13 protein-coding genes are annotated in these 20,688 nt (G+C 43.3%); 11 read left to right on the forward strand and 2 right to left on the reverse strand.

Going from position 1 to position 20,688, the window contains the following annotated elements; all coding sequences use genetic code 11:
* From FXV91_RS15475 to FXV91_RS15505, 7 genes are all read left to right on the forward strand, one after another.
* On the forward strand, positions 1-472 hold a 472-nt coding region (locus FXV91_RS15475), incomplete at its 5' end, for a transposase (protein ID WP_229391583.1).
* Between the two features lie 101 nt (positions 473-573).
* Positions 574-1,593, forward strand: coding sequence for an S-methyl-5-thioribose-1-phosphate isomerase (locus FXV91_RS15480; RefSeq protein ID WP_229391696.1), 1,020 nt, complete (start codon positions 574-576; stop codon positions 1,591-1,593).
* Between the two features lie 516 nt (positions 1,594-2,109).
* On the forward strand, positions 2,110-2,277 hold the full coding sequence (locus FXV91_RS15485) for a preprotein translocase subunit Sec61beta (protein ID WP_229391584.1): 168 nt from the start codon (positions 2,110-2,112) through the stop codon (positions 2,275-2,277).
* A 24-nt stretch (positions 2,278-2,301) separates the two neighbouring features.
* Positions 2,302-3,276, forward strand: coding sequence for an acetylxylan esterase (locus FXV91_RS15490; protein ID WP_229391585.1), 975 nt, complete (start codon positions 2,302-2,304; stop codon positions 3,274-3,276).
* A gap of 62 nt (positions 3,277-3,338) precedes the next feature.
* A complete protein-coding gene (locus tag FXV91_RS15495; RefSeq protein WP_229391586.1) occupies positions 3,339-5,462 on the forward strand; it encodes an endonuclease MutS2 in 2,124 nt (707 codons plus the stop codon).
* A gap of 672 nt (positions 5,463-6,134) precedes the next feature.
* Complete coding sequence (gene ppk1, locus FXV91_RS15500; protein ID WP_229391697.1) at positions 6,135-8,324, forward strand: polyphosphate kinase 1; 2,190 nt, start codon at positions 6,135-6,137, stop codon at positions 8,322-8,324.
* Between the two features lie 479 nt (positions 8,325-8,803).
* The gene (locus tag FXV91_RS15505; RefSeq protein ID WP_229391587.1) at positions 8,804-10,435 is read left to right on the forward strand and encodes a Ppx/GppA phosphatase family protein; all 1,632 of its coding nucleotides are present in this window, start codon (positions 8,804-8,806) and stop codon (positions 10,433-10,435) included.
* A gap of 137 nt (positions 10,436-10,572) precedes the next feature.
* On the opposite strand, the gene FXV91_RS20285 is transcribed toward FXV91_RS15505, so the two are convergent.
* The gene (locus tag FXV91_RS20285; RefSeq protein ID WP_229391588.1) at positions 10,573-13,212 is read right to left on the reverse strand and encodes a CHAD domain-containing protein; all 2,640 of its coding nucleotides are present in this window, start codon (positions 13,210-13,212) and stop codon (positions 10,573-10,575) included.
* A 741-nt stretch (positions 13,213-13,953) separates the two neighbouring features.
* Here FXV91_RS20285 and FXV91_RS15515 point away from each other — a divergent pair.
* Complete coding sequence (locus tag FXV91_RS15515) at positions 13,954-15,075, forward strand: ORC1-type DNA replication protein (RefSeq protein ID WP_229391589.1); 1,122 nt, start codon at positions 13,954-13,956, stop codon at positions 15,073-15,075.
* Between the two features lie 296 nt (positions 15,076-15,371).
* Here FXV91_RS15515 and thsB read toward each other — a convergent pair whose 3' ends face one another.
* Complete coding sequence (thsB, locus tag FXV91_RS15520; protein WP_229391590.1) at positions 15,372-17,018, reverse strand: thermosome subunit beta; 1,647 nt, start codon at positions 17,016-17,018, stop codon at positions 15,372-15,374.
* Positions 17,019-17,907: 889 nt separating this feature from the next.
* Between thsB and FXV91_RS15525 the strand changes: the two genes are divergently transcribed.
* The 3 genes from FXV91_RS15525 to FXV91_RS15535 all read left to right on the forward strand — a co-directional run bounded on the left by FXV91_RS15525 (position 17,908) and on the right by FXV91_RS15535 (position 20,603).
* Positions 17,908-18,354 carry a hypothetical protein gene (locus tag FXV91_RS15525; protein ID WP_229389261.1) on the forward strand — a complete coding sequence of 149 codons (447 nt, stop codon included), beginning with the start codon at positions 17,908-17,910 and terminating at the stop codon, positions 18,352-18,354.
* The gene (locus FXV91_RS20290) at positions 18,351-19,052 is read left to right on the forward strand and encodes an IS1 family transposase (protein WP_229391591.1); all 702 of its coding nucleotides are present in this window, start codon (positions 18,351-18,353) and stop codon (positions 19,050-19,052) included. Before FXV91_RS15525 ends, FXV91_RS20290 begins: the two co-directional genes overlap by 4 nt.
* A gap of 252 nt (positions 19,053-19,304) precedes the next feature.
* Positions 19,305-20,603 carry a TrpB-like pyridoxal phosphate-dependent enzyme gene (locus FXV91_RS15535; RefSeq protein ID WP_229391698.1) on the forward strand — a complete coding sequence of 433 codons (1,299 nt, stop codon included), beginning with the start codon at positions 19,305-19,307 and terminating at the stop codon, positions 20,601-20,603.
* The last annotated feature ends 85 nt before the right edge of the window (positions 20,604-20,688 follow it).

The raw sequence follows: 20,688 nt of genomic DNA on the forward strand, positions 1-20,688 counted from the left end.
TAAGCTTGCTAAACTGCACGAACTAATCTCAACTCAAAGACATGACTTCCAACACAATGTCTCAAAAAAGCTCATAAGCRATAACCAAGCAATAGCTGTTGAGACATTGAATATCAAGGGAATGATGAAAAACCACAATCGTGCTCAATCAACCGGAGATGCAGGTTGGTATAGTTTTGTCCTGAAATTACAGTATAAAGCAGAATGGTTAGGAAAAACTATATTGAAGATAGGACAATGGGAACCTTCATCAAAGACCTGTAACATTTGTGGATACAAATATCAAGATCTAACTGAAGAAATAAGAGAGTGGCAGTGTCCCGATTGCCGAACTAACCACGATCGAGACATTAATGCCGCTATTAATATCAAAAAATTTGCACTCTTGGGACAAGAGGTAGAGCCTGTGGACTCGCAGAGGTTGCTCTGGAGAATGAAGCAGGAAGCAACTCCCAAAAGCTTGAGCCATTAGGCCAGAGCTTTAGGGAGGGGTAGTTCACCGGATGGGTTGCTTGAAATAGAAGTCGGAAGATTTTCCGGCAGAACCTGATGTTCACATCGGAAAGTGATTTAATGAGGACAATTGACTGGAACGAAGAGTCCAATTCTGTGGTTCTGGTAGACCAGACCTTACTCCCGCAAGAGTACAGAGTAATAGAGTGCAAAACCCTGAGTTCACTATGTGAGGCTATAAAATCTCTCAGGATCAGGGGTGCGCCTGCACTCGGTGCTGCAGGAGGCTTTGGAATTGCCCTGGCAGCTTCCCTTAGCGGGGCAAAAAATATCGAATCCATAACCAGAGACCTCGAGGCTGCGGCAAAAACACTTAAATTAACCCGCCCTACGGCCGTAAACCTTGCATGGGGTGTGGACAGGGTCTTAAAAGCAATTTCGGATGCCTTCGATGTTCAAGGAGTGCGGGATATCACGCTCCAGGAAGCCAGGGATATTGCAGAAGAGGATATCGAAACCAATAAGTTGATAGGCAAATACGGAGCAAAATTCCTGAAAGATGGAGATACCGTACTCACACACTGCAATGCAGGAAGGCTTGCCTGTGTTGATTGGGGTACAGCTCTCGGAGTTGTACGTTCGGCTATTGCCGATGGCAAAAATATCAAAGTTATTGCCTGCGAGACAAGACCTCTGAACCAGGGGAGCAGGATCACTGCCTGGGAACTCATGCAGGACAAAATCCCTGTAACCCTTATTGCAGATTCCATGGCTGGCTGGGCAATGCGCCAGGGACTTGTAAACAGCGTGCTCGTAGGAGCTGACAGAATTACCCAGGATGTTGTTTTTAACAAGATAGGTACCTATACCCACTCTATCCTTGCAAAAGAGCATGAAATTCCTTTTTACGTGGCAGCCCCGGTTTCTACATTCGATTTCAAAGGCTGGGAAGGAAGTGTAAAGATTGAAATGCGAAATCCTGACGAACTGCGGTTCTCAGGCTGTGAACAGCTTGCCCCGAGAGATGTTGAGGTTTACAACCCTGCTTTTGATGCAACTCCCATGGAAAACGTGACTGCAGTAATCACTGAAAGAGGCGTATTTTATCCGCCTTTCCTGCTGGATGAGGTTCTCGTCTGAGTCCTTCGTCCCTGATTTTTCGGATTCTTAAGATTACAGGCTTCATTTCCTGGCGCAGGACTTATCAGAATAAGACTTATCCTGAATAGCTCTGCAGGATTTATATATGAGAAATGTAAATTATATGAAAACTGTAAATTATCTGGTAACTATCTAATGAGTAATTCAAATTAATGAATAATTCAAAACAAGCGATAAATTTATAGTTAAGTTATATTTCCTAATCTCAAGATAATATTTCAAAAACAAATATTCCAAAAATAATATTCCGTATAATTATTACAGATTAATTATTACAGATTAATTATTACAGATTAATTATTACAGATTAATTATTACAGATTTACCAACAACGAATATTAATGTCGGACATTGAAACTTAATATTGATACCGAATATTGATATTGCGAATATAAATATTAAATCAAATTTCTAATTGAACTCAATTTCCAATCAAGAACGCAGCTTTTAATCAATTAATCAACATCACATTGCATTCGTAAAGGTGTTTTACTTATGGCTAAAAAATCAGGTTCCGGACTTCAGTCCTCAGCAGGGCTCATGCGCTACTACGAAGCTGACAAAAACGCGGTTCATATTCAGCCCAAAACAGTGCTGATTGTCGGCGCCCTTGCCGGCATAGCAGTATTATTCTTAAGTGCTGTAAACGGCTTCTGGCCGTAACTACAGTTTTCTGGCAGGGTTCCCTTGAGCAGTCATAGTTCTGGAAAAAAAGAGATCAAAAATACGAAGAGACTTTCTTCAGGCTCCAGAACTTCGAAACCCGCAATTTTTCTCCTGGGCTTTCTCCTGATAGTCGTGGGTATCTTCGGGGTCCTGTATAATCCTTCCAATTCCATAAAAGAAACTCTTCCGTGGGAGATTTCGGAGGCAGGCACATTATCTTTTTCCCAGAGAGAAGAGCCTGTTTTTACGGTTCAGGAAATTGAAGACCTCTATTCTCCTGAAGATCCGGATATTCTAAAAATGGTATCTTTTGAGAGCAATGGCGAAAAAGTCCAGGCGCTATTGAGGATTCCTGCAAGCCCTTCTCCCCCTGGCATCGTTCTGCTTCCGGGAGCAGGAGTTAGCAAAGAAGGTGAACAGGGACTGGCTGCAGAGCTCTCTAAAATGGGATATGCAACCCTTACCCTTGACCAGCGCAATCAGGGTTCAGTAAATGTTGAAAAAGACCTCGAACTTTTCAGGGCAGGTCTTGAACCTGTTGAATACCTTATGGTTTATGACGCCCTCAAAGCCGCAGACGTACTTTCCATCCAGCCGGAAATAGATTCCGAAAGACTTGCGATCCTCGGGGAAAGTAATGGCGGCAGATTTGCAATTATTGTCTGCGCCCTTGATCCTTCCCTTAGAGGAGTTATAGGAATCAGCACTTCAGGGTACGGCACTGAAGAGATTGGTTCTGCCGGGGTAGCTGACTCTGAAGCTTATCGGTTCTACCGTTCAATTGACCCGGACACTTATCTGAGTGCTCTGCCGCCTTCAAGGCTTGTGCTGATACACTCTTTTAATGATACTGTAATCTCCCACGAACTGGCACTCAGGACTTTTGACCTTGCAAAAGAGCCAAAGGCAATGTATAATGCTACTGAAGAAGCGCACGGATATACAGCTTCCATGCGTCTCTACCTTGAAAAAGAACTTGCTCTTCTCCTGAAATAAAAAAATACAAAAATACGGTTTTAACCCTGAACTCAATTAATCTGATTAAAAGTGTTTTGAATATGGCATCTTCTCAGCAACTCTCAGGATTACGGGAACTTCATGGAATAGGTGAGCGAGTAGCCGGCAGGCTTGTCGAGCACTTCGGGAGCGAGGACACAGCTCTCCAGGCAATCCTTGAAGGAGATATAGCTTCGCTTTCTGAGGTCAACGGGGTCAGTCATGCGTTTGCCCTTTCTCTTGCCAGGGATGTCAGGGCTCGGGCTGAAGGGTGTGCAATTTCAGATTTTCTGAAAACAAAAGAAGCCCTTGACCTGTACTCTCGCCTGCTTGAGCTGATAAAAACGTTTGCTCACACTTCGCATGCGAGGGACAAGCTGGACCTCTTTTACCCGTTTCCTGCATCCCGCATGGACCTTATTCAGGAGAGGAGGGCTTTTGTAGGAGAGTATCTGGAGCTGGCGGACGTCCTCTCTGCGGATACGGTGTTTCTGAATCTCCTTTCCAGTGTGAAAAAGCTCAGGTCGATACCTGGAAACTTGAGGGTAAGAGACAGGATTATCCTTTCCGGGGACCAGAAAATTCTGGACGCAGCTAAGGAAAGATTTCAGGCATTTTTACCTATCCAGGCAGTAGAGAATTTTTCCGAGTTCGTAGATCTCGCGAGAGGTTACTCTAACGTGATTGTTTTTGATGATACTTATCTTAGCTTTGACCTTCCTGAAGACCTTGAGCCCGAGTTCTTCCAGGACCCTTCAAGAGCGGAATTCTGGCAGATCCTGCCAGAAGTAGAGCTGGCTTTTTTTGCAAGAAACCTGGACTGCATTCTTGCATGTCTGAATATAGCATCAACTCTGCGGTCTGCAGGCTTCGATTTCTTTGAGGAACTCTCAGAAGAAGATCTTGAGGCTCTTAAAACAGCCCTCCTAAAAGTGGGAGATAATGAAAAGCCTGCTGAAGGTTTTGATCCCGAACTTGACAGGCTTGGGGCTGCCCTGAAAAACCTCGATCCCGTACTGACCTTTGCCTTAAACGAGGCAAACCAGCGTATGAACCGGACTCTCGAAGCAAGCTCCCTTACCCTGAGCGGGCAGGAACTCATAAAGCTTGTGAGTGGGGGAATGGAAATTAAAGATCTGCTTGCAAAAGAACTTCATAGGGTCTATACGGGTGAGATTGAAGCTGTGAAAGAGGAACTTGCAGAAAAGCTCAATTTCCAGAAACAGGAAAAACTGATGCTTGACTCCCTTTTTTCCGACGAAATCTCTTATCCCCTCAAGGCAGAACAGGCTCAGCTGCAGCTTTTCAGGCAAAAATTGAATATGTCCCTCGGAAAAGTAAGGCTTTCCCGCAAAAGGGAACTTGCAAAAGGTCTCTCAATCTTCCGCCAGCCTGTAGAAAGGCTTGTCAGGAAGGTCCTTGACTTTGACCTTGGTTTTTCCATAGCCTGCTTTGCCGCGCAATTCCGGCTAAACATGCCGGAGACAGTCCCTGAAGCCGGAATTGGTTTTGAAAAGGGAGAAAACCTTTTCCTGAAAGCCAGGTACGGAGAGATTGACCCTGTCAGTTATTCCATCGGGAGAACAAGCTTTTCACCGGAAGGTCTGGAAAGCCGGGTTGTGCTTTTGAGCGGTGTGAATTCTGGAGGCAAAACCTCCCTGCTTGAACTGTTAGCTCAGTGCGTAATCCTCGGGCATATGGGATTTCCTGTCCCTGCAAAAAGACTTGAGCTGGGGTCTGTAGAAGAGCTTTATTACTTCGGGAAGTCAAAAGGGACTCTTGATGCAGGAGCCTTTGAAACCACCCTCAAGCAATTTTCGGTGCTTTCCGAAGCTTCCGGAAAACTTGTGCTTGCCGATGAGCTGGAATCAATTACCGAACCAGGAGCTTCAGCCCGAATCATAGCAGGGATTCTTGAATACCTCGCCCGGAGCGAAGAGAGCCTTGGGGTTTTTGTCTCCCACCTTTCGGAACTGATTCTTGAAAATACCGGGACAGATATCAGGGTGGACGGAATAGAGGCCGAGGGTCTGGATTCCAGCCTGGAACTGATAGTAAACCGAAACCCTGTATACAATCGCGTGGCAAGAAGCACTCCCGAGTTAATTGTGGAAAGATTGCTGAGGAAGACCACGGGAAAAGAGCAGGAGTTTTATGCCCATTTAAAAGACAAATTTAAAAGTTAAAAAGCAATTTGAATCTTAACGGACTTTTAAATCTTAACGGACTTTTTTAAAGTTAAAATCTATAATTTATATAGATTTATATTTCATGTTCCACTATCAGGATAATTTCTAAATTTCTTTCAAAATAACTTGATCTCGAGCAAATGAAGCATTTTCTGCTATTTTTACGGCTTTTCCTGATAATATCTGTTATTTCCGTTTTTGTAAATACCCTATATTCTTTTTTTGTTTATTTTTTTCTGTTTTCTAAGAGATAATATTATAAATCTTTAGTACTATATATCAATAAATAGTAGTGAGTTGGCTAAGGTTTCGGACAGTTCTTACATTTCTGTTAATCCAAAAGTCTATATACGTCTTAGTGTCAATGCATCTCCGATCACTTTATAAGAAGATGTGCCCTACCTTGGATAGGAAACTGAAAACTCCAGCCGGCTAAATGGTTATTGAAAGGGTTGATACGCAGTTCAGGGAAAATTTTCCCGAAAACTGACTATTTTGGCTGTTGAGTGGATTCGAAGCTGTCTTCTTTTCAACCCTTATAATTATACTGAACAAACATCTGGTAATAATGTCAAATAATAAAACAGGCAAAAATCTTATATTTCGATCTTCTTATATTTTTGAGGATGGATCTGAACAAACACAAAACCCAGGCCACGCGTGATAGGAATGGAGCGGAACTTCCCAATTCAGTGTGCAGATTTTGATAGATTGGTTACGGATAGTGTTGATGGGCTCCGGGTTGAAATATCAGGCATGCCTGACCTGAGCGACCCGTGTCTTTATGCGGACCGGGAATACAGCTGGCTACAGTTCAACGACAGAGTACTTGAAGAAGCTCTGGATGAACGCAATCCTTTGCTTGAGAGAGTCAAGTTTCTTTCAATCTTTGGGAGCAACCTTGACGAGTTCTTCATGGTCAGGGTTTCCGGAGTCCAGAAACGTATTACAGAAGGGACGAAAGAAGACCGTACAGACATACTGGCTCAGGAACAGCTGCAGGTTATCCGGGAAGAACTTCTAAGGCAGCTTCCTCTCAATGATAGCTGCTGGAATGAAGTGCTCGAACCTGCCCTAAGGGAAAAAGGAATTCAAGTCCTTAATTACTTTGAGCTTTCCGGAGAAGATCGGGAAAAACTCAGGGACTATTTCGAAAGAAATATTTTTCCGCTACTGACTCCCCTTGGTTTCGATTCCGGACATCCTTTCCCCCATATTTCAAATCTCAGTCTTAACCTTGCCGTGCTTATCGACGACCCGGACTACGGAGAACGTTTTGCCAGGGTCAAGATTCCTCCTATGTTCACAAGGTTGATAGTAGTTCCCGAAGAAGGCCAGGAAAAAATAATTTCCAGTTTTGAAGAACTAAAATCAGGGCGCTTTGTATGGCTCGAACAGTTGATTGCTGCAAACCTTGATTTGCTGTTCCCCGGACAGCGCATCCTTGGAGCCTATCCATTCAGGATCACGCGGGATGCGGATCTTGGCTTTGATGAAGATGGGGATAAAGATCTTCTGACTGCTGTTAAGCAGAGGGTAGGCAGAAACTATTTCGGACCTGCTGTCAGGCTTGAAACCGATTATACGATGCCTGATAGAGTCTCTAATATCCTCCTTAAGAACCTGGAGCTAACCTCTCCTCTTATGTTCAGGTCAGCATCGCCTCTGGGCCTCTCAAGCCTTATGAAGCTTGCTCAAATTAACCGCCCTGAGCTTAAATACGAACCTTTTAAGCCGAGTAAACATTCTCGGATGGCTGATAAAGAAAACATTTTTGCAGCCTTAAAAAAGAAAGATATCCTTCTCTACCATCCTTATGACAGTTTTGAATCGGTAACCGATCTGGTGGAAGAAGCCGCTGATGATCCTGATGTCCTGGCGATCAAAATGACATTATACAGGGTAGATGATAATTCCAGGATTATCCAGGCTCTTATGAAAGCTGCGGACCGGAACAAGCAGGTTGTAGTCCTTGTTGAACTTAAAGCCCGTTTTGACGAAGAGAATAACATTGGCTGGGCAAAGGAACTCGAACGTAAAGGTGTTCATGTAGCCTACGGCTTTCCAGGACGCAAAACCCATGCCAAGATGTGCCTGATTGTAAGAGCCGAAAAAGAAGGAGGCATCAGGTACTACGTTCATATGAGCACGGGAAACTATAATGCTGTCACAGGAAAGCTCTATACCGACTTCGGCTACCTCACAAGCGACTCATTCATAGGCAAAGATATATCTGACCTTTTCAATGCCCTTACAGGGTATTCAAGGAAGGACCATTATATCAAGCTCCTGGTAGCTCCACAAAATATGAGGCATCAGATCCTTGAACGCATCAGGCGCGAGATTGATATGCACGAGAAATTTGGGGATGGTCACCTGCTCTTCAAGATGAATTCCCTTGTGGATTACCAGTGCATCAGGGAACTTTACAGGGCTTCACGGATTGGAGTAAAGGTAGACCTCATTGTCAGGGGCATCTGCTGCCTCAGGCCTGGCATTTACGGGTTGAGCGAAAATATCAGAGTCATTTCCATAGTCGGGCGTTTTCTCGAGCACTCAAGGGTATACTACTTCAGGAACGGTGGAAAAGAAGAGATCTTTATGGGCAGTGCTGACCTTATGCCCCGCAACCTTGACAACCGGGTTGAAGTCCTCTTTCCGGTATCCTCGGAATACATTCCTGTCGTTCGCGACATCATCCTCGGTACCCATCTGAAAGATAACATAAAAGCCCGCCTTCTCCTCCCTAACGGCAGGACTGAAAGGATTTACCCGCAGCCCGAAGAAGAAGAACTGGATTCTCAGCTCTGGATGCTTGAGAACAGAGAAGCCTGGGAGCTTAAAACGGAAAAAAGCTAAAGAAGACTTTCATTTTCTTTTTTCTTTTTCCTTCTTTTTTGATTTCCCTCCTCTTTTTCTCTTTATTTCTTCCTTTTCTCCTTTTTTAATTTCTCTCTTCTTTTTCTCTTTATTTCTTCCTTTTCTCCTTTTTATTTTCCTTCCTTTGTTGTTTTTCTCTTCTTTTTTCTCTTTATTTCTTCCTTTCCTCTCTTTTTTCTCTTTTCTTCCCCCTTTTTATTTTTCCTTTCTTTGGTTTGTTATGTTATCTTTTTCTACCTGAAGTTTTACTTAAAGCTTTTATACTGCTCTCCAGAGTTTCACATGGGCAGGGTTTTTGAACTTACAATTTTACATATATAGAAAGATAGAAATCAGAAAAATGAGAGACCGAAAAACAAATATCAAATAGAATAAAAATGTGAACTGATATGGTGAAGCTTATAAAGCTCTCGAATTCTTCTAGAAAAACGAAAGGCAGGGCTTTCAGGTGGTTGTGAATGGAACCCGAGAAAATTTCCGAAGGCAGGGTTGTCGCGTTTATTGATATAGGGACTAACTCGGTCAGGCTCCTTCTGGTCCGGATCAATCCCAACGGGTCTTACCAGCCCCTGACCAAGCAGAAGGAAACGGTGCGGCTTGGAGAAAAGGAGTTTATAGACAGGATCCTGCAGCCAAAAGCAATGGAGCGGGCAACGGTTGTCTGTAAAAAATTCATGGAGCTTGCAAGGGCTTACAGGGCAGAAGAGATTATAGCGGTGGCAACCTCTGCAACCCGGGACGCGAGCAATAAGGTCCAGTTTCTTGAAATGATTAAAAAGGAATCAAACCTTGAGGTCTGCACGATTTCAGGGTCCGAAGAAGCCCGTCTGATTTACCTGGGAGTCTCAAGCGGGCTCCGCCTTGGCTATTCAAAAGCTCTTTTTATTGATATCGGCGGCGGAAGCACTGAAGTATCCGTGGGGGACCAGAGCCAGTGTTATTTCCTTCACTCCCTTAATCTCGGGGCAATTCGCCTGACAAATATATTCCTTCCTGATGAAACAGGCCCTGTTTCCGAGGAGCGTTATGAGCAGATCAAGTCACATATCAAGCGCAAAAGTGCGGATATAATAAAAGAGCTTTCCAGGTACAGGGTAGGATGTGCGGTTGGAAGCTCGGGTACTATCGAAAATCTTGCAAAAATCGCTTTTGTTTATTTACATAAGACAACCCATGAAAGCTTCGAGAAGCTGGAATACGAAGACCTGAAGAAAATTGTCAGGGCAATGTGCGCTCTATCTCTCGAAGAAAGGCGCAAATTCCCGGGGATAAACTCTCAAAGGGCAGACATCATTCTTGCAGGCGCTGCAATTATCGAGACTCTCATGGAGGAGCTCGAACTTTCAGAGATTACGGTCAGCAAGCGCGGGCTCAGGGAAGGGCTGCTCGTAGATTATATTTCAAAGAGTGAGTTCTCTTACATGGTCACGCAAATGTCGGTAAGAAAACGCAGCATTATGCAGCTTGGCCTTGCCTGCAACTTTGATGAGGAGCATGCCCATATAGTTACCAGACTCGCCCTTGAACTCTTTGACAGCATTCAGGCTCTTGGGGTCTATGAGTTTCAGGAGAGTGAAAGAGAGCTTCTCGAATACGGCGCAACCCTGCATGACATAGGGACATTTCTCTCATACGATACACATCAGGCACACGCCTATCACCTCATAAGAGAGAGCAGTCTTCCTGGCTTCCAGCCTGAAGAGATCGAAATCATTTCAAACCTTGCGTATTTCCACAGGAAAAACACCCCTAAAAAGAAGCATCCCAACCTTGCAGGGCTCAGCAAAGAAGCTGTGAAAAGTGTGAGGCTGCTCAGTGCCCTGCTCCGTATTGCCGAAGGGCTTGACCGTTCCCATACAGGAGTTATCTCTCACGTCCGCTTTTATATTGCCTCCACTGAGAGCCTTGTGCTTGAGATGCATGCCCAGCGGGAATGTCAGCTCGAAATCTGGGAGGTTGAAAAACAGAAGAGGTACTTCAAAAAGATGTTTGGGTATTCTCTCCAATCCAAAGTTCTTATAGAACAGGCTGCGGGTGCCCCCTTAGTTTTTGAAGGAAGTGTCGAGGTTGAGGAAGTCCCACGGGACTGAAGTCCTTTAAAAATCAAATTCTTCTTTAAAAATCAAATTTTTCTTTAAAGATAATGTTTTCTTCAAGAGTTTTATCTCATTCAAAAATCGGAGCTTCTTCAAATTTAAATTGATTTTTAAAGCAAATTGAAAGTCTGTCAGAGGCTCTCATATAGGCTTCGGACTGAACTTTCAATTCTCTTTCTAAACTCTTCGGTTCGGACTTTTTCCCAGGCGTCCGGAAAAGTGTTGAGCAGGGTTAAGAGTTCTTCTTCCCTGTACTCAAGGTAGGCTTCCACTCCTCCAGGTCTTTGGGAAATTTGCGTTTCGCTCGATACCTTTTCATTTTCCGAAGGTTCCCAGGTCCCTGTCCTCAGGTAAGAACCCAGCATTCCGGTTGCAACTGCTGCATCATGGAGATCTCCAAGGTGGTCCTGCAAAACTTTGAAATCTTTGATTAAGGTCTCAGCATCTTTCCCGAGTACGCTCTCAAAGAACTCCAGAGTATAACGCAGCCCTTTGGCTGCAATTCTGAGCCTGTGTAACCTCTCAACCGAAACATATGGCCCTTCCACCCATTCTGAGTAAGCATTTATGTCGGCTAAACGGGCATATAGAATCGAAGGAAGCACATCCTTTACCCTGTGAGGCAGAGAGTCATGTTTCTCTGTAGTTGTGGGGAGAGCCCAGGTTTCCGGAAAATCAAGAAATTCCGAAAAGTCTTTCTTAAAACGGCTGTATTTTTCACTGTCAAGGTAATCAAGCATGTTTTCCCTGGCTTTTTCTCTCTCCTCTGAAAGTGTAATAAAAAGGGGGTCAAGGTCATGTTCATGCCCCGAAGGCAGGGTTTTCAGGTAATTTTCCGCTTTTTCGCGGAAAACGTCCAGGTCCCGGACTCCTCCCAGAGCACCAAGGGTTCTCCTGAGTCCTTTAAGGTGAGGTTCCAGTTTTTCGGATTCAAGGTATTCATCAAAAACTATTGCTGCCGCCCTCAGCCTGCGGACTGCAACGCGCATGTCATGCAATTCTTCGATGTCCCCTCCTTTTCGGGCTCCTTTTTCATGGGCGAGCATCTGGGAGAACTGGTATGCAAAGATCCTGTGCGCAACAAAAGCCATCGAATCTTCCGGGCTGACGGTGAATTTCTGAGTTTCTTTTCTTTTTTTCCTCTCAATTTTTTTTTCAACTTTGTCCTCAATTTTTTTCTGGGTTTTTCCCTCTCCCTTTTCTTCAGCTTCTTCTTGTTGTTGTGTTTTTTCTGAAGCTCTTTCTGAGCCTTCGGATTCGTGAGATTCCCTGGCCTGTGTAAACCGTAGTTCGGTGCTGAAGAGATATTCCCAGAGCTCGCTTCTTTTTTCCGCCTTTTTTGCAGTTTTTTCTGCATCAGGTCCCAGAAGTTCTATCTCAACTGATCCAGCAAGCTGTCTGAATCTGAAAGGCAAGAACCTTTGATTTTCGGTTTCTAAAGTACTGGCAGTCCGGAGAAAAGCCGCAAGAGTAAGGGCTTTGTTCTGGAAAGCAGGAGAAAGACACGTATTTATTTCTTCAAGCGCGAGATAGAGATTTTTCTCATTTATTGAGAAGTCCTGAAGTTCCGTGATCAGAGCCAGCATCTTCAATTCATTAAGTTTCAGGTCTTTCAATGGATGTGTGAGAATAATCTCCCTGCTGATCAGTGTTTTTTCTTCCCCTGATGCAGTACTTCCAATGTTCTGCAGGAGAGCTGCAAGCCCAAGCAGTTCTCTTTCCTCCTTTCCGAGCCCGTGATAGGCTGAAAGCCCATCAAAAAGGGCGAGAGCTCCTTTTTTTATATTTTCTGCCCTTTCTCTGTCAGCTCCATAGAACTTCAAAAGGGCTTCAGGAGTCCATTCCTCGTAACCGATTTCTGTCCAGCCCCTTTCCGGGCCTCCTCTTCCGGACTGGAAATAAAATACCATTTTCCCAGGAAGTTTTTCTTTAGTTTTTGTGAAAGGAAAGACTGAAAGCCTTTCTTTTTCAAACCGCGAGAGCAAAGCTTCAATCTCCGGTTCCGGAACTTTAAGTAAAAGGCTGAGTTCTGCAGGACTACTGCCTCTATCAATTAAAAGAAGAATCTTGGCATATTTGCCGTAGATGTTTTTGTGGTTTGCCAGCTGTGTACAGACAGCTCTTTCCCTCAGGTCCAAGAGAGTTTTTTCCGGAAGATTCTCCCTGAAAATACAGGCTCTTTCAAACTTGGAAAAAGGGCTCTCTACAAGTTTGTAATGACTGAGCAGGAAATCCCGGATATCCTCAAGTTCATCAATAGTCCCCCCGCTTTTAAGTTCAACTTCAAATTCATTGTACGTTTTTTTCCTGCTTTCGCTTTTGAGGTTTACCCTGTCCAGATAGAGGTCAGCTATTTGCTTTTCTTCAAGCTTTAACTGGCGAATTATTCTTTTCTGTTTAAGAGTAATAAATGGAGACAGGTTAAGCCCTGAAGTAAATTCGAAAATCATATTTCTGATCCGGAGGTCAGGGCACTCAAGTACGGAAAGCCCTTCGGGCAGAAAACTGACGTGTTCCTCTCTCCTGTGGGTTCCGCCTTCAAAACCTCCAAGGCTTTTGATGGTAACCCATTTACCTTTTTCTCCTGAGGCTTTTCTAACCCTCAGGTAGTACCCTGCAGCCATAATGTCTTTATTTTCAGTATCAAGAAAAGCGTCCTCGATTAGCTGGATCTGAGCTTCAGAAATTGTGTAAGAGGCAAGCCTGGAGAGATTTTCAAGCGCTTTAAAATCTGTCTCTTCCGGTACCAGAAATTTCGATTCTATTTCCACTTTTTTCCTCCCCACCCCACTATGAATATCGAGTATATCTTACTTATTTCAAATATAGCCTTATTTCAAATATAGCCTTATTTCAAACATGTAGACTTATTTCAAGTATGTAACCTTATTTCAAATATGTGGCCAACCTTCAAATATGTACTCAGGAATCTATTATATTTTTTAGTTGTCCTCTAATTATTCGTTCATTAATCTTATACTGCTCTTTAATTTAAAGCAACTTAATCTAAAGCAACTTAATCTAAAGCAACTTAATCTAAAGCGGCTTTAATATAAAGCGTCTTAAACACAATAACAGGGTTAAATCATAAGTTTTTTCTTTACCCGGGGATTGGTTCTATATTACCGGATTATTAATTTTCCCGGATGATGATCTGAACTGCAAAGTAATGGTTCAGGGTGAGCTTATTAAACCAGTAATAATTCAAAAAAGCTAAAACGTAATAAAACATATTTATTAAAAATTTAAACAGAACAATAGATATATTTAGCAAAATTTAACTTATTTATATCAAACCGGGAGTTTGACCTTTTAAAACCTGTGTTCAAACTTTAAAGCTCATAAATATTTAATTGCAGTATGCACTATTGAGATCCAACCATTCAAATACTTTTACAGATCAGCACTCAATCAATAGTATCCAGCAATTGTAAGAGATCGGGTAACGAAAATCCAGCAGCAAAAAGTGATACATCATAAAGGATACATCAATAAAAAAGGAGTAAGTTTCCTTGACAGGCAACGATATACTACTCTGGGATGAAACCCTATTTAAGGACCTTTCGGTACTTGAGCCGGATTATCTCCCGGAATATTTTCCCCACAGGGATTCACAGTTAAATGCGCTCAGGTTTGCGCTCAGGCCAGCCCTGCGTGGTATGCGGCCTTTAAATTGTTTGTTGGTTGGGCCTCCAGGAACAGGAAAAACCAGTGCGGTTATGAAGGTTTTCAGAGAAGTTGAGATCCATGCCCCGGGTGTTGTAGCTGTAAAGGTCAACTGCCAGATCGATTCCACGCGTTTTGCCGTAATTTCCAGGATTTACAGGCAGCTGTTTGGGATTTCCCCTCCTAATTCCGGGGTTGCTTTTCGGAAACTCTTTGAAACGGTTGTAAATTTCCTGATTTCGTCGGAAAAAGTTCTGATTGTGGCGCTGGATGACCTTAATTATCTCTGTTGTGAAGGACACGCCAATGAAGTAATGTATTCCCTGCTCAGAGCTCACGAGCAATACCCTGGAGCAAAGATAGGTGTTATCGGGATTGTAAATGATGCATCTGACCTTTATTGCCTGGACTCAAGAGTTAACTCTGTTTTCCTGCCTGAAGAAATATCCTTTCCGAGATATGGGGAGGCAGAGATTCTGGACATTCTTAAGGATAGGGTTAGATACGGCTTTTACCCGAAAGTAATTTCTGACGAAGTGCTGGAACTTATTGGATCGTATGTGGAAAAAACAGGAGATTTGAGGGTTGGGATCGACCTGCTCAGACGTTCAGGTTTCAATGCCGAGCGCAGGGGAAGCCGTATGGTCCTATCAGAAGATGTGGAAAAAGCCTACGAGGCTTCCAAGCTTCTCCATCTGTGCAGGGGCATAAGTCTCCTCTCAGACTCTGAAAAACAGCTGCTCGAACTGATAGCAAAGACAGATGATGTTAAGGCTGGAGAACTCTACAAATCCTTCCACGAGCTGACACAGCTCGGATACACCCGTTTCTATGGCATGGTCAACAGGCTTCAGGCTTTAAACTATGTAGATGCGGACTTTACAGGCAAAGGCAAGCGAGGCAGGACACGAATAATAAAAACAAAGTATGAAGCTGCTGATATCCTTAACTGCCTTAAAAAAGGCTGAATAATGATTTAATTCGAATACATTCTTTTATAAATTCTTTTATAAACTCATTTATAAATTCGTTTATAAATTCGTTTATAAGATTTTGTTGCAAAAATAGCCTGATTGCTCAAAAAAACCTGAAAAAGCCTGAAAGAAAAAAGAGAACGGAGATTCACATGGCTTTTCCGGTGAGAGGCCGGAAAACAGGCTTTCAGGCTTAAATATTTTCTGACTGAACTTTAAAAAAGGAGCAGTAAAAAACTGCCCCTTTCTCTGGATTCAATCAATGTTCGGTCTATCTATTTTTCAGGAACTTACATCATTCCTGGTGGCATTCCGCCCATTCCGCCCATTCCTGGTGGCATTCCGCCCATTTCTTCAGGGCCAGGGGCTGCACGGGTAGAAGCGATGATGTCATCGATCCTGAGGATCATGACTGCAGATTCTGTGGCTGCATTGATTACCTGGGTCTTGACTCTGAGAGGCTCAACTACAAACTCCTTCCACATGTCAACGACCTTACCTTCGTAAACATTGAGTCCTGCGGTCTTCATGCCTTTCTCGTGCTGGGAGCGCAGCTCCATGAGCATGTCGATAGGGTCAAGTCCTGCATTTTCTGCAAGGGTCCTGGGGATAACTTCGAGAGCTTCGGCATAGGCCTTAACTGCAAGCTGTTCCCTGCCTTCGAGTGTTGCTGCGTATTCCTGGAGTCTGAGAGCAACCTCAACTTCAGGGGAGCCGCCGCCTGCAACGAGTTTTTCGTCTTCGATTGCAACGCCTACAACACGGAGAGCATCTTCAAGGGCACTGTCGATGCTGTCAACCACATGTTCTGTGCCGCCGCGCAGGAGGATAGTAACAGCTTTCGGGTTGTTGCAACCTGTGACAAAGGTCATGTTGTCGCCGCCAACCTTCTTCTCTTCCACGAGCCCTGCATATCCGAGGTCTTCGGAGGTGACTTCGTCCAGGTTGGTGATAAGTTTGCCGCCTGTTGCTCTCGCGAGTTTTTCCATGTCGCTCTTCTTGACTCTGCGGATGGCAAAGATGCCTGCCTTTGCGAGGTAGTGCTGGGCAAGGTCTTCAATGCCCTTCTGGCAGAAGACGACGTTTGCACCGCTGCCGATTACCTTCTGAACAATCTTCTTGAGCATCTGTTCTTCCTGGTCTAGGAAGGACTGGAGCTGGTCAGGAGAGGTGATTGAGATTTCAGCGTCTACTTCAGTATCTTTGAGTTCGATTGCACTGTTAAGGAGGAGGAGCTTTGCGTCTTTGACTTTCTCAGGCATATTGGAGTGAATTCTTTCCTTGTCAATAATCATGCCCTGAATAAGCTCTGAATCTTCAACTCTGCCGCCTACTTTCTTGATAACGCTGATGTTTTCCCTGTCAACTGTCTTTTTACCGTTTGTGTCGACAACGCTTGTGACAGCGTCCACGGCAATTTCGGAGAGGAGTCTCTTGGAGGCCTCTGCACCTTTTCCGGTCATGGCGGTTTCGGCGATGCTGACCAGAAGGTCACGGTTAGACATATCCACATACATTGCCAGGGAGTTAAGGACTTCAACAGCTTTCTCGGCTGCCAGCCTGTACCCGGATGCAATGATTGTCGGGTGAATCTCCTGTTCTATTAAATCCTCAGCTTTCTTTAAGAGCTCGCCTGCGACCACGGCTGCACTGGTGGTTCCGTCGCCTACTTCATCGTCCTGGGTCTTGGCGACTTCTACAACCATCTTTGCTGCAGGGTGCTCGATGTCCATCTCTTTGAGAATGGTTGCCCCGTCGTTTGTGATAACCACATCCCCCATTGAGTCCACGAGCATCTTGTCCATACCTTTGGGACCAAGGGTGGTTCTGACTGCTTCGGCTACTGCCTTTGCAGCCATGATGTTGTTACTCTGGGCATCTCTGCCTCTGGTTCTCTTACTTCCTTCTTTCAAAATGAATATTGGCTGTCCTGCCATGATTTAAATCCTCCATTAGTGTGAATTTGGAATGTCTCTGTAATTAAAATCGCATTTTACATGTTTGTACTTCTATATAAACTCATCCCGCAGGTCTATCTAGAATAAATGTGCTTTGATGTTTGCTTCCCTTAAATAACAACCCGGAATGAACCCGTTTTATACCGGATTTCTTTAAGAGAAAAGGACAGATTAAAAAGGCTGGATATGCACTTAAAAGACTATGAACAGTTCAGCATTCGACCTTTTTTAGAACAACCTGAGCAAATAACCCGGAAAATTACATGGAAACAACGTGAAAAGTTAATTTCAGCTTATAACAGGAAAAGTAACATACAATCTGGCATAGAAATATTAGATGATACCAAGATGATATCTGTAATAATATCGGGTAAACATTAAAATTGTCAAGTTAAAGCTGTCAGGCAATTTAAGCAATTACTAAGGGATGTATCTAATGTATAACTCTTAAAACAAAATCATTTTTTTCCAGAGAACTCTATAATCCTTATTTCAACAGTGTCCTGAAATTTATTGTATTAGTTCTCTGGAGTTCCCTGAAATTATTTCATAGTCTTCTGAACTTCTCTGAAATTTATTTCATCAACTATAATAAATCTTACTCATCTACAATTATAAAATATTTCAATACTTCTTCGTATTTTTTTTTTAGTATTTTCTAGCTGTAATTCTGAATATAAGACTAATTCCATATAATCCCTTTTCTTTTCTGTAACTGTTAACATATTTCAGGATGCCGTGAACCGTGCCCGCCTACCCCTTTTATTTTTTATAATCTGTATAATTTCTCTTAATTCTCCACCTCTGTTTGTGATGGATTAAAATTTTGGGTCGTGTCCCCAAATCATTGACTTAATTTTATATAATTTTGAATCTATTATTATTTGGGGGTATTGAAATCACTTCTGAAATCGATTTTTCACAATTTTTTTGCTGGAACAAAGATTGCCCTGATTATGGGATTAAAAATCAGGGGAATATAGCCTTTAAAGAGAGATACGGTAAAAATAATCGTGTTCTTCTTAAATGTAAAACCTGTAATCGTTGCTTTAGTGAAACAAAAGGTACAATATTTTTTGGACTTGATACTCCTGAGGAAGAAGTTCTTAGGACATTAGGTATGCTTCCTGAAAAAGGAGGTATTCGTGGAGTTGCAAGAGCTACTGGGCATGATAAAGATACAATTTGTAGATGGCTCAAGATTGCAGGAACTCATTCAGAAGAAGTTACAACTTATTTCCTCAGAAATCTTAATCTTAAGAGAGTAGAAGTTGATGAGATCTGGTCATATATAAAAAAAAGCAAAAAAATGTGACCGAAGAGGATTCTGAAGAGTATGGTGACGTATACTCACTTACAGCAATCAAAAGTAACTCAAGATTGCTCCTTTTCCATCATGAAGGAAAACGTAGTACAGAGGATGCTATAGAGTTATTTAACGGAGTTGAGAAGATGCGTTCCGCATCTTCTCCTATTCCTGTATTTACCTCGGATGATTGGGATGCCTTTGAGGAAGGGCTTATAAACGTTTATGGTAAAATCGAGTTACCACAATACAAAGGTATTGGGAGAAGACCACTACCGAGATTGGTTCCGCTTGACGACTTAAAATATGTCAAGGTACTAAAGAAAAAGGTAAAAAGCTACGTAGTTGAAACAATTCAATGTATCATTTTTGGAGATCCTAAAGAAATATTCAAAATGCTTGGAACTAATTCGGAGAGTTATATTGGCACTTCATATGCAGAAAGGATAAATCTTACGATCAGGACATCTCTTGCAAGATTTATAAGAAAAGGGATGAATTTCAGTAAAACAATGAAGATGCATCAGAAAGCTTTTGATTTATTCCAGGCATGGTATAACTTTATAAAACCTCATAAGTCCCTAAGATTAGAAATAAACTCTGGAAATAGAAAATGGTTCCAAAGAACCCCAGCAATGGTAGAAGGAATAACCGATCACATATGGACTTTAAAGGAATTACTAACGTTTAGAGTTCCAGTTCAATAACTTGGGGACACGACCCTTTTTTCATTCTTTCTTTTTTCATTCTTTCTTTTTTATTCCCTCTTTTCTGTTTTCATTCACTTATTTCTATATTATTCCCCTTTCTGTTTTCATTCCTATAATTCTCGGCTTTAACAACTGTCCTAATTTCCGTAAAGTATAATGGTGGGGCTTGTAAGCCAGACATGCAAAACAGATAACACTTAAATACATCAAAGTTCGATTTTGTACAGAAATGACCTGAAGGAGATTTTCATGGAGCAGACAAAGATTATCCTTGACGAAAATGAGATGCCGAAGAGATGGTACAATGTCCTTTCCGACCTTCCCACTCCAATTGACCCGCCTCTGGACCCCAGAACCTGGCAGCCTATAAGCCCGGAAGCTCTTGAGCCCATTTTCCCAAAGGCACTGATCAGACAGGAAATGAGCAGTGATCGGTATATCGATATTCCCGAGGAAGTGCTTGATGTTTATAGGCTCTGGAGGCCAAGCCCTCTATTCAGAGCTCATCAGCTGGAAAAAGTCCTCAAGACTCCTGCAAAGATCTATTATAAGTACGAAGGGGTTAGTCCTGCAGGCAGCCATAAAACAAATACCTCTATTGCCCAGGCTTATTATAATATGAAAGAGGGCACAGAGAGGCTCACAACCGAGACAGGAGCGGGGCAGTGGGGAAGTGCACTTTCTCTTGCCTGTAACTACTTCGACCTTGAGTGCAAAGTCTATATGGTCCGTTCCAGTTACTACCAGAAACCTTACAGAAAATCCCTTATGACCCTCTGGGGAGGAAATGTCGTGCCTTCTCCAAGCCCGGATACGGAATTCGGAAGAAAGATCCTTCAAGAGCAGCCTGATACTCCCGGAAGCCTCGGGATCGCAATCAGTGAGGCTGTAGAGGATGCCGTAGCCCATGAGAGCACAAAGTATGCCCTTGGAAGTGTGCTTAACCACGTTGTGCTCCACCAGACCGTAATAGGGACTGAGTGCAAAAAGCAGCTTGAGCAGGTAGAAGAATATCCTGATGTGGTTATCGGGTGCTGCGGCGGTGGGAGCAACCTCGGGGGAATTGGGCTTGAGTTTATAAAAGACAGGCTTGAGGGAAAACACAACGCAAGAGTGGTAGCAGTCGAACCCTCGTCCTGCCCTTCCCTGACAAAAGGAGAGTACAGGTATGACTTCGGAGATACTGCCGAGATGACCCCGCTCCTTAAAATGTACACCCTCGGGCACAAGCACACACCACCTGCCATCCATGCAGGAGGGCTACGCTACCACGGCGACTCTCCGATTATAAGCAAGCTATGTGCAGAAGGGCTTATAGAAGCTGTTTCATATGACCAGTACAATGTTTTTGATGCAGCCGTACAGTTTGCCAGGACAGAAGGAATAGTGCCTGCACCAGAATCTGCCCACGCTATTCGCTATGCAATCGACGAAGCCATTGCAGCCAAACATACAGGGGAAGAAAAGACTATTCTCTTCAACCTGAGCGGGCACGGGCACTTTGACATGGCCTCTTATGACAAATATTTCAGCGGAGAACTTGTCTGACCCACAATGACAATAAGAAATCCAGTCTAAGAAACGTACAAAATAAGTATAGGCCGACAGGTCAAGCATGCAGACCAGGTTTTAC

Source organism: Methanosarcina sp. DH2 (genome assembly GCF_020804225.1).
In the GTDB taxonomy this organism is placed as follows: Archaea; Halobacteriota; Methanosarcinia; order Methanosarcinales; family Methanosarcinaceae; genus Methanosarcina.